The 14,181-nt window shown below is 70.2% G+C and carries 13 protein-coding genes; 11 read left to right on the forward strand and 2 right to left on the reverse strand.

The features are described 5' to 3' along the window. The first annotated feature begins 87 nt into the window (after window positions 1-87). The 5 genes from QE363_RS01825 to QE363_RS01845 all read left to right on the forward strand — a co-directional run bounded on the left by QE363_RS01825 (window position 88) and on the right by QE363_RS01845 (window position 5,868). Window positions 88-1,464: a glycosyl transferase family protein gene (locus QE363_RS01825; protein WP_309691287.1), complete on the forward strand. Its 1,377-nt coding sequence runs from the start codon at window positions 88-90 to the stop codon at window positions 1,462-1,464. Next, a complete protein-coding gene (locus tag QE363_RS01830) occupies window positions 1,461-2,426 on the forward strand; it encodes a hypothetical protein (protein WP_309691290.1) in 966 nt (321 codons plus the stop codon). Before QE363_RS01825 ends, QE363_RS01830 begins: the two co-directional genes overlap by 4 nt. 45 nt (window positions 2,427-2,471) lie before the next feature. Next, complete coding sequence (locus tag QE363_RS01835) at window positions 2,472-3,386, forward strand: sulfite exporter TauE/SafE family protein (protein ID WP_307101754.1); 915 nt, start codon at window positions 2,472-2,474, stop codon at window positions 3,384-3,386. 38 nt (window positions 3,387-3,424) lie between these two features. Next, entirely contained in the window at window positions 3,425-4,144 is a 720-nt protein-coding gene (locus QE363_RS01840; RefSeq protein WP_373424719.1) for a TIGR02186 family protein, read from the forward strand. A gap of 83 nt (window positions 4,145-4,227) precedes the next feature. Next, entirely contained in the window at window positions 4,228-5,868 is a 1,641-nt protein-coding gene (locus tag QE363_RS01845; RefSeq protein WP_309691294.1) for a helicase HerA domain-containing protein, read from the forward strand. 4 nt (window positions 5,869-5,872) lie between these two features. Here the strand turns inward: QE363_RS01845 and QE363_RS01850 are convergent, their stop codons facing one another. Continuing rightward, window positions 5,873-7,360, reverse strand: a complete 1,488-nt coding sequence (locus tag QE363_RS01850) for a peptidoglycan DD-metalloendopeptidase family protein (RefSeq protein WP_309691296.1) — start codon at window positions 7,358-7,360, stop codon at window positions 5,873-5,875. A 218-nt stretch (window positions 7,361-7,578) separates the two neighbouring features. Between QE363_RS01850 and QE363_RS01855 the strand changes: the two genes are divergently transcribed. From QE363_RS01855 to QE363_RS01880, 6 genes are all read left to right on the forward strand, one after another. After that, window positions 7,579-10,074 carry a helicase-related protein gene (locus tag QE363_RS01855; protein ID WP_309691298.1) on the forward strand — a complete coding sequence of 832 codons (2,496 nt, stop codon included), beginning with the start codon at window positions 7,579-7,581 and terminating at the stop codon, window positions 10,072-10,074. Window positions 10,075-10,108: 34 nt separating this feature from the next. Continuing rightward, window positions 10,109-10,429 (forward strand): S4 domain-containing protein, encoded by a 321-nt coding sequence (locus QE363_RS01860; RefSeq protein WP_309691299.1) that lies wholly within the window; start codon window positions 10,109-10,111, stop codon window positions 10,427-10,429. Window positions 10,430-10,458: 29 nt separating this feature from the next. Beyond that, a complete protein-coding gene (fdxA, locus tag QE363_RS01865; RefSeq protein WP_125959090.1) occupies window positions 10,459-10,800 on the forward strand; it encodes a ferredoxin FdxA in 342 nt (113 codons plus the stop codon). Between the two features lie 241 nt (window positions 10,801-11,041). Beyond that, a complete protein-coding gene (locus QE363_RS01870) occupies window positions 11,042-11,575 on the forward strand; it encodes a CarD family transcriptional regulator (protein ID WP_042486954.1) in 534 nt (177 codons plus the stop codon). A gap of 112 nt (window positions 11,576-11,687) precedes the next feature. After that, window positions 11,688-12,434, forward strand: coding sequence for a head GIN domain-containing protein (locus QE363_RS01875; RefSeq protein ID WP_309691314.1), 747 nt, complete (start codon window positions 11,688-11,690; stop codon window positions 12,432-12,434). A 52-nt stretch (window positions 12,435-12,486) separates the two neighbouring features. Next, window positions 12,487-13,191, forward strand: coding sequence for a GIN domain-containing protein (locus tag QE363_RS01880; RefSeq protein WP_309691316.1), 705 nt, complete (start codon window positions 12,487-12,489; stop codon window positions 13,189-13,191). Between the two features lie 2 nt (window positions 13,192-13,193). On the opposite strand, the gene QE363_RS01885 is transcribed toward QE363_RS01880, so the two are convergent. After that, window positions 13,194-14,129 carry an alpha/beta hydrolase gene (locus QE363_RS01885; protein ID WP_309691318.1) on the reverse strand — a complete coding sequence of 312 codons (936 nt, stop codon included), beginning with the start codon at window positions 14,127-14,129 and terminating at the stop codon, window positions 13,194-13,196. Window positions 14,130-14,181 lie beyond the last annotated feature (52 nt).

Raw genomic sequence — 14,181 nt, forward strand, 5'->3', positions numbered from 1 at the left:
CGGTGCAACCATCCGCCTTCCCATAATCCTGTTGATCCGCCGCAATCCGGCCGTCACATTCGCGCATCGGCAAAGGGGGAATGCCGGATGGATGTCACGGGGGTGATGGCCGTCGTCGCGCGCGAGCTGACCCTGTTCGCAGCGGCGGGGCTGTTGATCGGTGGGCTGGACGATCTTCTGGTCGATCTGCTCTATCTGGCGCGGCGTCTGGCGAGGCGTAGCGCGACCCCGATCCACAGCCATGCCCTGCCCCCGCCGCTGGAGCCGGGCAGGATGATCGTCTTCATCCCCGCCTGGGACGAAGCGGCTGTGATCGGCGCGATGCTGTCGGCGGCGCTGGTGCGGTTCCGCCACCCCGATTACCGGCTTTATGTCGGGCTGTACCCCAATGACCCCGCCACCATCGCCGCCGCCGCCGATGTGGCGCAACACGACGAACGCGTCCGACTGGTCATCGGCCCGCGCGACGGCCCCACCACGAAGGCCGATTGCCTCAACGCACTGTGGCGCGCGCTGGCGCGGGATCGCGTGGCGGAGGATTTCACGGTCAAGGCGATCGTCCTGCACGATGCCGAGGATGTCGTGCATCCCGACGAACTGACGGTGTTCGACACGCTGATCGAGGGACGCGCGGTGGTGCAATTGCCCGTGCTGCCGCTGGTGGTGCCGGGCTCGCGACTGGTGTCCGGCCATTATGCTGATGAATTTGCCGAAAGCCATCAGAAGCAGCTGGTCGTGCGCACCTGGATCGGGGCGGGGATGCCGCTGGCGGGGACAGGCTGCGCCATTGCCCCGACGATGCTGGCCGAGATTGCGGCGCGGCGCGGCGGCGATCCATTCGATTCGACCAGCCTGACCGAGGATTACGAACTGGGTCTGCGCATCGCCGAGCTGGGGGGCGAAGGGCTGTTCGCACGGGTCGCCGACGGAGCGGCGGGCGGCATCGTCGCGGTGCGCGCCTATTTCCCCGCCACGCTGATCGCCGCGATCCGGCAAAAGGCGCGGTGGATGACGGGCATCGCTCTGATCGGCTGGGACCGTACCGGCTGGAGCCGCACCGCCGCGCTGGGCGATCATTGGTGGCGGCTGCGCGACCGGCGAGCGCCGCTCGCCATGCTGGTGCTGGCGGCGGCCTATCTGGGGCTGTTCGCCGAGGCGTTCGGCATCGTGACCTGGTGGGTCGAGGGGCATCCGCTGCCACCGCTCACCCCGGCGCTCCGCACCTTGTTCGCGATCAACGCGCTGCTGCTGGGGTGGCGATTGACAATGCGGATGGTCTTTACCGGCCGGGCCTATGGCTGGCGGGAGGCGCTGTGGTCGCTGCCGCGCTTCGTCATCGGCAATTTCGTCGCGCTGGCCGCCGCGCCGCGGGCGCTGCTCCGCTATCTTCTCGTGCTGCGCGGGCGGCCAGTCGTCTGGGACAAGACCAGCCACGCCTTTCCAGACCTGTCGCCGCAACCATGAGCGGGCGGCCGCTGCGCTTCCTGGGGGGTACGCTGGCGTTATGGACGCTGGGACGGGTCGCCTTCCTGCTGCCGCCCGATACGGATGCGCCGGTGACGGCGGCCCGGCCCCCAACCCTGCATCTCGCCATGCGGTCGGGCGCGCAGCCGGTGGCGGTGCGCGCGGTCCGGCCAGGCGCCGCCAAGGAGCGACCCACCGAACGACACCCCGAACGAAACCGGTCCATCCCCGTCCCAGCCCCCGCCACTCCTCCGCTATCGTCCGTCATGCCGTTCCCGGACGACACGCCGAGACCAAACCCGCCGGCGGATGCGATTCCGCTTCTGCCCGAAAGCCCGCCACCGCCCGACCGATGGAGCACCTCCGCCTGGGCCATCCTGCGAAGGGGTGGCGATGCGCTGACGCCTGGCGGACAACTGGGCGGTTCGCAGGCGGGGGTCCGGCTGCTCCGTCGCCTCGACCGAAGCGGCACCCTGTCCGCCAGCCTGCGGGTCTCGTCGGCGTTGAACGGCATGAGCCGGGAGATCGCGCCGGGGCTCGACTGGCGCCCCTTTCCCCATAGGCCGGTTCGCGTGCTGGTCGAGCAGCGTATCCCGCTGGATGGCGGGGATGGCGGGCCTGCCCTGCTGGCGGTGGCGGGGATCGGCCCCCGGCCGGTCGCGCCGGGGCTCGCGCTGACCCTGTATGCGCAGGCCGGGGCGGTGGCCCGCGCCCGGATCGAGCCCTTTGCCGACGGCGCGGCCCGGGTGACGACGCCGCTGGCGGCCGGCATCGACCTCGGGCTGGGCCTGTGGGGCGGGGCGCAGCGCGAGGTGCGGCGGCTGGATATCGGTCCCACATTGGGGGTGGGCGTGCCGCTCGCCGGGCGGTGGGTGCGCCTGTCGCTCGACTGGCGACAGAGGATCGCGGGGCGCGCCGCGCCGAACTCGGGTCCGGCCCTGTCGCTGGCGGGCGATTTCTGATCCGCCGATACTGTTCGGCAAGGCCTATCGGGCTATAACGCCGCCGTGGACCTGTATCTTCCGATCGCCAACCTGTCGGTCAACGCGCTCGTCATCGTCGCGCTGGGCGCGGGCGTGGGCCTGTTGTCGGGCATGCTGGGGGTCGGCGGCGGCTTCCTGACCACGCCGTTGCTGATCGTCTATGGCATTCCCCCCACCGTCGCCGCCGCCTCCGCCGCCAGCCAGGTGACGGGGGCCAGCGTCTCGGGCGTGTTCGCGCATTTCCGGCGCGGCGGGGTCGATGTGAAGATGGGCGGGGTGCTGGTCGCGGGCGGCATCGTCGGGTCGTTCGCGGGGGCCTGGATCTTCCGCCTGCTCCAGGCGAGCGGGCAGATCGATACGGTCATCGCCATCGTCTATGTCCTGATGCTCGGCTGGATCGGATCGGTCATGGCGCGCGAGGCGACGAACGCGATCATCGCACAGCGCCGGGGCGTCGCCCAGCGCGCGGCGCGGCGTCGGCATCACCCGATGGTCGCCGCCCTGCCCTTTCGCACGCGATTCTACGCCTCGGGGCTCTATATCTCGCCGCTGGCGCCGCTGCTGCTGGGCTTCTTCATCGGCATCCTGACCATATTGCTGGGCGTGGGCGGCGGATTCATCCTTGTCCCCGCGATGATCTATATCCTGGGCATGGCGACCAATGTCGTGCTGGGCACCTCGCTGTTCCAGACGCTGTTCGTCACCGCCGCCGCGACCATGGTTCATGCGACCACGACCAAGGCGGTCGATATCGTGCTGGCTGCGCTGCTCCTGATCGGTTCGGTGACGGGCGCGCAGGTCGGGGCGAAGCTGGCGACCAACGTCAAACCCGAATATCTCCGCCTGGCGCTGGCCGTCATCGTCCTGCTCGTCGGGTTGCGCATCCTGCTGGGGCTGGTCTGGCGGCCCGAGGAAATCTTCACGGTCCAGCTGCTGTGAGGAGGGCCGCGCTCCTGACGCTGCTCGCGCCGCTGCTGATGGGACAGGCCAAGCCGGTGCTGGTCCCCGACGTGTCGCAGCGCGATATCGAGATCGTGTACAGCTTCACCGGCGCCGAGCTGCTGCTGTTCGGCGCGATCCTCTATCCCGGCGGTCGCCCGCCCAGCGACGACCGGCCGACCGACATCGTCGTGGTGGTCAAGGGCCCGACCCAGTCGATCCTGATCCGCGAGAAGGAGAAGATCGCCGGGCTGTGGGTCAATGCCGGGCGGCTGCGCTATCAGTCGGCGCCGTCCTTCTACGCCATCGCATCGTCCCGCCCGATCAACCGGATCGTCGACGACCGGACGCGCGCCATCTACGAACTGGGGCTGGACAGCCTGCAGCTTTCCCCCGCCTCCAACGCGCCCGCCAATGTGCAGGCGCGGTTCCAGGCCGGGCTGGTCGACCAGCGCCGCCGTGCGGGCCTGTATGTCGAGGCGCCGCGCGCGGTCGAGATCACCGACAATGTCCTCTACCGCGCGCGCGTGACCATCCCCGCGCGCGTGCCGGTGGGACGCTTCACCGCGGAGACGTTCCTGATCCGCGACGGCCGCGTGCTGGCCGCCGCGGTGCGCGATATCGACATCCGCAAATCGGGGTTCGAGCGGTTCGTCGCGCGCGCCGCCGACCGCGCCGCCATCCCCTATGGCCTGACCGTGGTCGCGCTCTCGGTGCTGCTCGGCTGGACCGCCGGGTGGATCGCGCGGCGGGTCTGAGGCGGGATCGATACGGCTTCTTAAGTCTTTGATCCCTAACGGTCGGGGCTGATTCCTCCCCCTGACCGGATATGTGCTGGCCGATGCACGCCCCCCTGCCCCGACCGTCCGATACGCTTTCCCATGACACGCCCGCGATCGGCTGGCTGCTCGGCATCGCAGGCGCGGGCGGGCGCGTCCTGCTCGACCGCGAGGCACTGGCGCTGCTGTCCGGCGATGCCGATCCCGTGCTGGCGCAGGCCGGACAGGTCGCGACCCCGGTCAAGCTGCGCCATGGCGATCGCTGGATCGTGGGCAGCATCCGCTCGCTGACGCTCGACCCGGCACAGGACGCCGCCGCCATCGCCGCCGAGATCGAGCTGATGGGCGAGGCGATGCGCAACCCCGAGACGGGCGAGCTGTACGGCTTTCGACGCGGCGTCACCGCCTATCCGGTGCCGGGCAGCACCGTCCATGCGGTCTCGGTGGCCGAGCTGGCGGCGATCCATGGCCAGCGCCATGCCACTACCGTCCGGATCGGCACCGTCCATCCGGGGCGCAGCGTGCCCGCGATGCTGGCGGTGGACGCGCTGTTGGGCCGCCATTTCGCGATGCTGGGATCGACCGGCACCGGCAAGTCGACCGCGACCGCGCTGATCCTGCACCGCATCTGCGCGCTCGCGCCGCTGGGCCATGTCGTGATGATCGATCCGCACGGCGAATATGCCCGCGCCTTTTCCGACCGGGGCGAGATCCACGATGTCGGCAATCTGCGCATGCCCTATTGGCTGATGACCTTCGAGGAACATGCCGAGATGCTGCTCTCCGCCGGTCCGGCCGAGCGCCAGGCGGAGGTCGACATCCTGGCCCGCTGTCTGCTCGCCGCGCGGATGCGCAACCGGGCGGCGGCCGAGCTGCCCCGCGTCACCATCGACACCCCCATCCCCTATCTGCTGTCCGACCTGACCGCCGCGATCGCGCAGGAGATGGGCAAGCTGGACCGTGCGGGCGACACTGCGCCCTATCAGCGGCTGAAAGCGCGGATCGAGGAGGTGAAGGGCGATTCCCGCTATGCCTTCATGTTCTCCGGCATGCTGGTCGCCGACACCATGGCGGCGTTTCTGGGGCGCATCCTGCGCATGCCGGGCGGATCGCGGCCGATCTCGATCATCGACCTGTCGGGCGTCCCTTCCGAGGTGACGAGCGTGGTCGTCGCGATGCTGGCGCGGATGATCTTCGACCATGCGATCTGGTCGCGGCCCGAGGATCGCCGCCCCGTGCTGATGGTCTGCGAGGAGGCGCATCGCTACATCCCCGCGCACGCCGAACGCCATTCGGCGGCGGGGCGCATCCTGTCGCGCATCGCCAAGGAGGGGCGCAAATATGGCGTCTCGCTGGGGCTGGTGACCCAGCGTCCGTCCGATCTGGCCGAGGGCGTGCTGTCGCAATGCGGCACGATCATCGCGATGCGGCTGAACAACGAACGCGATCAGGCGGTGGTCCGCGCAGCGATGCCCGAGGGCGGGCGCGGCCTGCTCGACACCATCTCGGCGCTGCGTAACCGCGAGGCGATCCTGTGCGGCGAGGGCGTCGCCCTGCCGATGCGCGCGAGCCTGGACACGCTGGACGAGGCGCTTTGCCCCGCCTCCGGCGACATGACGATCACCGAGCTATGGGCGCGTCCCGCCCGCGGGGATGCGATGCTGGCCGACACCGTCGCCCGCTGGCGCGGGGCAGGGAAATAACGGCTCAGCGACCCGGCTGAACCGCCAGAAGCGCGCGAACCTCTTGGCGGAAGGCGCGCAATCTAGCGCCCGACAGCGCGGCCATGCTCGTCAGCTTCAGGCTGTAGGGATTGACGGTCACGCCGTTCTTCCACACCTCCCAATGCAGATGCGGCCCGGTCGACATGCCGGTCGAGCCGACATAGCCGATCACCTGCCCCTGGCGGACGCGCGCGCCCGAGCGGACCGTGAAACGGCTCATATGGCCATAGCCGCTGGCGATCCCGCCCGCATGGGTCAGCTTCACGAAATTGCCATAGCCGCCCGATCGCCCGGCGAACTGGACGACGCCGTCCATGATCGCATGGATCGGCGCGCCGTAAGGGGCGCCGATATCGGTCCCCTTGTGCATCCGCATGAAGCCCAGGATCGGGTGCATCCGCTTGCCGAAGGACGAGGTGACACGCCCCGCGACCGGCACCGCCATCGCGCCGCGCCGTTCGCCCTGGCCGTTGACGTCATACCAGGGGCTGTCCTCGTCCCCCGCCAGCCGCGCGAGCTGCATCTGGCGACCGCCATGGTTCAGCCCGACGAACAGCAGCTTGCCCAGCCGAGTCTCGCCGGTGGCGGCGCGTTCGCGTTCGATGATCAGGTCGAAACTGTCCGAGCGCCGGACATCGCGCCCGACCGACAGCCGCGCCGACAGCGCCTTGATATAGGCCTCGACCGCCTTGGCCGGGGCGCCCGCCGCGCGGACCGAACGGTACAGGCTGGATCCGACCAGCCCCTGGAGGCGCAGCGGGGTGCGGTCGATCGCGATCGGCTGCTGCGTCATCGCCAGCCCTTGCGCGGTGCGGGTCAGCGTCACCGCCAGGTCGAAGCGCGCGCGTAGCGTCATCGATTCCAGCGGCCGCGCGACCGTCCGGCTGGGCCGCCGCCCCAGCGTCAGCATGACGCGGGTGCCCGAGGCGATGTCCGCGCCGTCCGTCGCCTGTGCGACCAGATCGGCCGCCGCCTGCGCCTGGTCGCGCGCCACCCCGGCGCGTTGCAGCACACGCGCCAGCCGGTCGCCCGACCCGACGGTGGCGGACAGCTCGACCACCGGCCGCTCGGGCGCCTCGGCCAGATTGGCCACCAGTTCGTTCGCGGCCATGTGCCGACCGCTATCGGCCCCCAGCGCCAGCGGCGCGATCGCCTGCGCCCGGGCGTTACTCCGCGCCTCTCCCGTCAATGCGGCGGGCGAGGGGGACAGGATCGGGCGGTGAAAGCCCGGCGCCATCGCGATCGTCGCGGCGCACAGCCCAGTGCACGTCGCCAGTCCGCGCCACCAGGCACGGCTGCCGATCTGCGCGCCCAGATCGGGCACCCAGTCGATGCCGCGCAATCCCGCGCGCCAGCGTGCCAGCCATCCGCCGGGAATCGGCGCCAGCGCGGTGCCCGGCAGCCGGACGGCCGTTCCGCCCGAGCCGAAGCCGCCCGAGGCCATCAATGTATCGTCGGTGGTCAGGAACATGGGTGGGTGATGCGTCCGTCTGTCGTCGATCAGCGTCGCCGATCCCCCCGGCGCACGAAAGGGCCGTGCGAAGCCGGGGCCGCAAAGTCAAACGCCCGCGCCGCCCCCCGCCCCGATGCTGCGACCGGGCGTGGCCGGTTCGGGCCGAAACCGGCCCGACATCCGCCATCTTGCTTCATGCCGTTGCAACCGGCCGCGCGAAGCCCGATGTAGGGATCATGACCAGCCGCGTATCGGGCACCGTGACGGCCGTTCTCGGGCCGACCAACACCGGCAAGACGCACCTCGCGATCGAGCGGATGTGCGCGCATAGCAGCGGCATCATCGGCTTTCCCCTCCGCCTGCTCGCGCGCGAGGTCTATGACCGCGTCGTCGCGCTGAAGGGACCGGAAAAAGTCGCGCTGGTGACGGGCGAGGAAAAGATCGTGCCGCCCGACGCCCGCTGGTTCCTGTGCACCGCCGAATCTATGCCCGACCGCGACGTCGCCTTCGTCGCGCTGGACGAGGCGCAGCTGGGTGCCGATCCCGAGCGCGGTCATGTCTTTACCGATCGGTTGCTGCACGCGCGCGGCCGGGACGAGACGATGATCCTGGGGTCCGAGGCGCTCAAGCCCATGATCCGCGCGCTGGTGCCCGAGGCGGAGATCGTCGCACGACCGCGCTTCTCGACCCTGTCCTATGCGGGCGCCAAGAAGATCAGCCGCCTGCCCAAGCGCTCGGCCATCGTCGCCTTCTCCGCCGAGGAGGTCTATGCCGTCGCCGAGATGCTGCGGCGCCTGCGCGGGGGCGCGGCGGTGGTGATGGGGGCACTGTCCCCACGCACCCGCAACGCGCAGGTCCAGATGTTCCAGGCGGGCGAGGTCGATTATCTCGTCGCCACCGATGCGATCGGCATGGGGCTGAACATGGACGTCGCGCATGTCGCCTTTGCGGGGCTGCACAAGTTCGACGGGCGTCGCCGTCGTCGCCTGACCGTCGCCGAAATGGCCCAGATTGCGGGCCGCGCCGGGCGCCACCACCGCGACGGCACCTTCGGCGCGCTGGCCGAGGAAGGCCCCGACGCGTTCCTGCCCGAAGAGATGCTGGCGATCGAGGAGCATCGCTTCCCCCGGCTCGACCATCTCTATTGGCGCGACGGCGATCCCGACCTGTCGAGCATCGATGCGCTGATCAAGAGCCTGGAGCGCAAGCCCGAACCCGGCGTGCTGCGCGCCGCCCCGCTCGCCACCGATTTGCGGGTGCTCAAGCGGCTGGCCGACGAACCCTGGGTCCGCGACCGGGTGCGGCGGCCCGCCATGGTCGCGCGGCTGTGGGCGGCGTGCGGCATTCCCGATTTCCGCAAGGTCGGCATCGATCCGCATGCCCGCTTCGTCTCGCGCGTGTTCGGGCATCTGTCCGAGGGGCTGGGCCATGTCCCGCACCAGTGGTTCGCCGACGAGATCGCGCGGCTGGACAGCATGGCGGGCGATGTCGAGACGCTGGCGGGCCGCCTCTCTGCGATCCGCAGCTGGGCCTATATTGCGCAGCGGGCCGACTGGCTGGCCGATCCCAAGCATTGGGCCGAGCGAACCCGCGAGATCGAGGAGCGGCTGTCCGACGGGCTCCATGCCAGCCTGACCCAGCGTTTCGTCGACAAGCGGACGACCGCGCTGATCCGCCGCATCGGCGCGGATGCGGGCGCGCTGCCCGTCACCATCGGGCCGGAGGGCGAGGTGCTGGTCGAGGATCACCCGATCGGGCGGCTGGAGGGGTTCCGCTTCACCGTCGAGGCGGGGGCGCGCGCCAATGACAAGAGGCTGTTGCTGGCGGCGGCCGAAAAGCGGCTGGGCACCGAGCGATCGCGGCGGGCCGAGGCGTTGATCGCGGCGGGGCAGGAGGCGATCCTCCTCGCCGAGGACCGGCTGGTCTGGGACGGGCATGGCGTCGCCCGGCTGGTCGCGGGGCCGTCGCTGGGGCGGCCGGTCGTGCGGCTGGAGCGCGATCTCGATTGCCTGAGCCAGCCGCTTCGCGAGCGGGTGAAGGCGCGCCTCGACGGCTGGGTGGCACGGGCGCTCGACCGGAATGTGCCCGCGCTCGTCCGGCTCGCGGCCCTGGCGCGCGAGGCCAAGGCGTCGCCCGCCTTGCGCGCCGTCGCCGCCGCGCTGGAGGATGCGGGCGGGATCGTCCCGCGCCAGCCGCTGCGGCTGATGATCGACGCGCTGTCGCCCGAGGAGCGGCGGCGGCTGCGCGGGCTGGGGATCACCATCGGGACGCTCGACATCTTCGATGCGCGGTTGCTCAAGCCCGCCGCGGCGGCGTGGCGGCGCACGCTGATGACGCTTTGGGGGCAAAGCCCCGAACTGGCGCGGATCGGCGCGACCACCCTGCGCCGTGACGAGCCGGGGCGCAGCGTCGCCTCGGGCTTCCGCCCGCTGGGCGACCAGGCGGTGCGGATCGATCTGGTCGAACGCATCGCGCGGGCCACCCATGACGCGCGCGACGGGCGCGGGCCGTTCGCGCCCGACCCGGCGCTCGCCACCTCGATCGGGCTGGAGCCCGCGACGCTCGACCGGCTGATGGGCGATCTGGGTTTCCGCAAGGTCCGCCCCGCCGCCGAGGGCGATGCCCCCCGCTGGATCTGGCGCGGCCGTCCCCCTGCCCGCCCCGCTCCCCGGGTCGAAGCCCGACCAGGCAACGCCTTCGCCGCGCTCGCCGACTGGGGGCGCACGCCGTGACCTTTATTTCCCACCGAAAGGACCGCCTGACCCCATGACGAACCGCGCCCCTGCCCCCGAGTCGATGCGGCTCGACCGTTTCCTCTGGTGGGCGCGGATCGCCAAGTCGCGGGATACGGCGCAGGCGATGGCGTGTGACGGGCATTTCCGGATGGATGGGCGCGCGATCGACCGGGCGCATGCGCCGGTACGGATCGGCAGCATCCTGACCTTCGCGCATCATGGCCAGGTGCGCGTGCTGCGGGTGGAATCGCTCCCCGTCCGGCGCGGACCACCCGCCGAAGGACGCGCCTGCTACTGCGATCTGGTCACTTCGCCGGTTTCAAGCGTTGACGGATCGCCATACGCGGCATAGCAGCACGCGTTCGTACCTTGGGAGTTGTCATGACCTACGTCGTCACCGATGCCTGCATTCGCTGCAAGTATATGGACTGTGTCGAGGTGTGTCCCGTCGACTGCTTCTATGAGGGCGAGAACATGCTCGTCATCAACCCGTCCGAGTGCATCGACTGCGGCGTGTGCGAACCGGAATGCCCGGCCGAGGCGATCCTGCCCGACACCGAGAGCGGTCTGGAACAGTGGCTGGAGCTGAACAACACCTTCTCCGCCCAATGGCCCAACGTCACGCGCAAGCTGGACCAGACGCCGCCCGACGCCGATGCGATGAAGGGCGTCGAGAACAAATATGAGCAGTTCTTCAGCCCCGAACCCGGTAAGGGTGACTGAGCGGGGGTAACGACCGGAGTCGACCGATCCGCACCGGCGCCGTCTTGCGACGGGTAGCCATGCGGATATGCTGGTAATTTTGTTGCGACCATGCTATATGGTTCCGCGACGGGCCTAGCTTTTTCTCGCGACGGCCCGCCTTGATGTGTTCGACCCTTCCTTCCCGAGGCCGGCTTGATCAGTGGACCCATTTCCGCTCGTTCGGCGCTCGCGCGAAGGCCTTGATCCGGAAAGGCCCCCAATGGCTGCCAAGGCGCTCCACTTCGACGTCGGTGACTATGTCGTGTATCCCAAACATGGCGTGGGCCGCGTCATCGAGCTGCAAAAGCAGGAAATCGCAGGGATGCAGCTCGAACTCTATGTGCTGCGGTTCGAAAAGGAGCGCATGACGCTCCGCGTTCCCACCAACAAGGCCGAGTCGGTCGGCATGCGCAAGCTGTCCTCGGACAAGACCATGCGCGAGGCGATGGAAACGCTGAAGGGCAAGCCCAAGGTGAAGCGCACCATGTGGTCGCGCCGCGCGCAGGAATATGAAGCCAAGATCAACTCGGGCGACCTGGTGTCGATCGCCGAGGTGGTCCGCGACCTGTTCCGTGCCGACGACCAGCCCGAGCAGAGCTATTCCGAGCGGCAGATCTTCGAGGCCGCCACCAGCCGCCTCGCGCGCGAACTCGCCGCGATGGAAGAGGTGGACGAGCCCCGCGCCCAGGAAAAGATCCTGGAAATCCTGCGCGCCGCCGCCGCCATCTACAACAAGGAAAAGCCTGCGGCCTGAGGCCGTTCGCCATTTCCGAACCGAAAAGGGCGGTCCCGATGGGGCCGCCCTTTTCATTTGCGCCCATGCCCCGACCATGTGTATTGTCCACACAATACACAGGAGGTCGCCCATGACGAAGTCCCTCGCTCTTCCCTCGCTCCTGGCCATCGTCGCGCTGGCCATCCCCACCGCCGCCTGTTCCTTCGAAAGCGAGGCGCGGGGGCAGGACATTCCCGCTCAGGGGTCGGGCGGTGCGCGCAGCTATGCCGCGACCGCCTTCACCAGCGTTGAGTCGAGCGGCAGCGATCCGGTCGACATCCGGGTCGGCCGCGACTTCTCGGTCCGCGCCGAGGGGCCCAGCGCCGAACTCGACCAGCTCCGCGTCGCGCGCGACGGCGACAAATTGCTGATCGGACTGAAAAAGGGCGTGCATTGGGGCAAGCGCTCCGGCGTCCGGGTAATGGTCACCCTGCCCCGCCTGACCGGCGCCGGAGTCGGCGGATCGGGCCGGATGACGATCGACCGGGTCGAGGGGGCAAGCTTCAAGGGCGGTGTCGCGGGCTCGGGCGATCTCGCCATCGCCGCGATGCGGGTGGGCGATGCGGATCTGGGGATCGCCGGATCGGGTTCGATCAGCGCCGCCGGCACCGCCGATGCGCTGAAGATCGGCGTCGCCGGATCGGGCAGCCTCAACGCCGCCGGTGTGCACGCCCGAAAGGCCAAGGTCGGGATCAGCGGATCGGGCGATGTGACCGTCCGGGTCGATGGTCCCGCCCAGGTGGGTCTGACCGGGTCGGGCAGTGCCGATCTGGGCCCGAATTCGGTCTGCACGGTCGGCAAGGCGGGTTCGGGATCGGTGCGCTGCGGACGGCAATAAGGACAGCCCGGCGGCGCTTGCCGAGCGGCCCGATCGGGACGAGGATAGGGCGATGCGTCACCTTTTGCCGTCCGTTCTGATCCTGGCCGCCCTGATCCCCGTCACCAGCACCGGGGCGGCGGATCGGCGGGTCGACCTGAGCAGCTTCGACTCGCTGCGGGTCGAGGGGGCGTTCGTCATCGCGCTGACCACCGCGCCCTCGCCGCGCGCCATGCTGTCGGGGGATGCGGAGACGCTGCGCCGGGTCGATGCGCATGTCGCCGGGCATAGCCTGGTCGTCCGGATGATGCCGGGCGATCCCACCATGCGACGCCCGGCGAGCCAGCCGGTGACGCTGACCCTCGCCGCGCCGCCGCTGTCGGCGATCACCGTCATCGGCGGATCGCGGATCACCGCGCAGGCGCTGCGCGGTCCCAGCCTGAGCGTGTCGATCGCGGGGCCCTCCGATGTCCGGATCGACCGGGTGGAGGGCGAGCAGCTGGCCGCGTCGCTGATGGGATCGGGCAGGCTGGCGATCGGCGGGGGGCGGGTCGGCAAGGCGCGGCTGGCGGGCAACGGCACCGTGACCATCGCCGCCGAAGGGCTGGAGGTCGGCGACTTGGCCGTCACGCTGGAGGGGCCGGGCGAGGTGACGGCGCGGGCCCGCTATAGCGCGACCATCGCCAATAACGGGCTGGGCCGGGTGACGGTCGACGGCACGCCCAAATGCCGCATCCTTGGCGGCGGCGGCGGCACGACCCGCTGCGGCGCGCGATAGGATCAGCCGGGCGCCCCCACCCGCCGCGTCAGAAAGGCGTCGATCGCCGCCAGGGCGTTGGCGCGGACCGGATCGGCCTCGCGCAAGATCTCATGCGCGCATCCCTGGCCGAAACAGACCAAAATGGCGTTCGGCATCCGCGCCGCCACGCGCCCGGCGGCGCGCGCATCGACCAGCCGGTCGGCCTGCGCCACCAGCATCAGCACCGGCGTCTCGATCCGCGCCAGCCCCGGATCGTCGCGAAGCGCCGCCGTCGCGCGGAAAGCCTCCGCCACCCAATGCCAGCTGGGCGAGCCGAGACAGAGTTCGGGCCGCATCCGCCGAAACGCCTGCTGGTCGGCGAAGCGCGCAAGGTCATGGGTCAGCCGCTTCTGCCGGGCGGTGGCGGCGGCGGGCGTCTCCAACCGACGCCAGGCGGGGCGGAAGCGATCGCCCCGCCCCGCCTGCCAGCGTGCGAACCGCGTCCCCGCCCATTGCCCGATCGGCGAGCGCATCGCGATCATCGGCGCGACCAGCACCACCGCATCGGGCGCGATCCGCCCGGCCGCCAGCGCGGCGAGCGTGACGAACCCACCCATGGAATGGCCCAGCACGACATGCGGCCCCTCGCCCTGCGCCACCCAATCGGCATGGAAGGCGGCGAGATCGTCGATCAGCCGGTCGAACCCCTCGACATGCCCGGTGTCCCCTTCGGCCAACCGCCCCGATCCGCCCTGCCCGCGCCAATCGAATGCGGTCACATCCCACCCCAAGGTGCGGAAATGGTCGATCGCATCGCCATATTTCTCGATCATGTCGGCGCGCCCGGTCTGGAACAGCAACCGCCCGCGCCGCACGCTGCCCTCTGCGTGCGGACGATCATAGCGCCGATGGACCCAGCCGTCCGGGGCTTCCCAGATGGACAGCCATTCGGCGGACCAGTGCGGTGATAGCGCCACGGACTTTCCCTTCACGGCGGAGGACGGAGTCCGGTCGCTACCGCCCTTCCCG

This window comes from Sphingomonas sp. SORGH_AS_0870 (assembly GCF_031453175.1).
In the GTDB taxonomy this organism is placed as follows: Bacteria; Pseudomonadota; Alphaproteobacteria; order Sphingomonadales; family Sphingomonadaceae; genus Sphingomonas.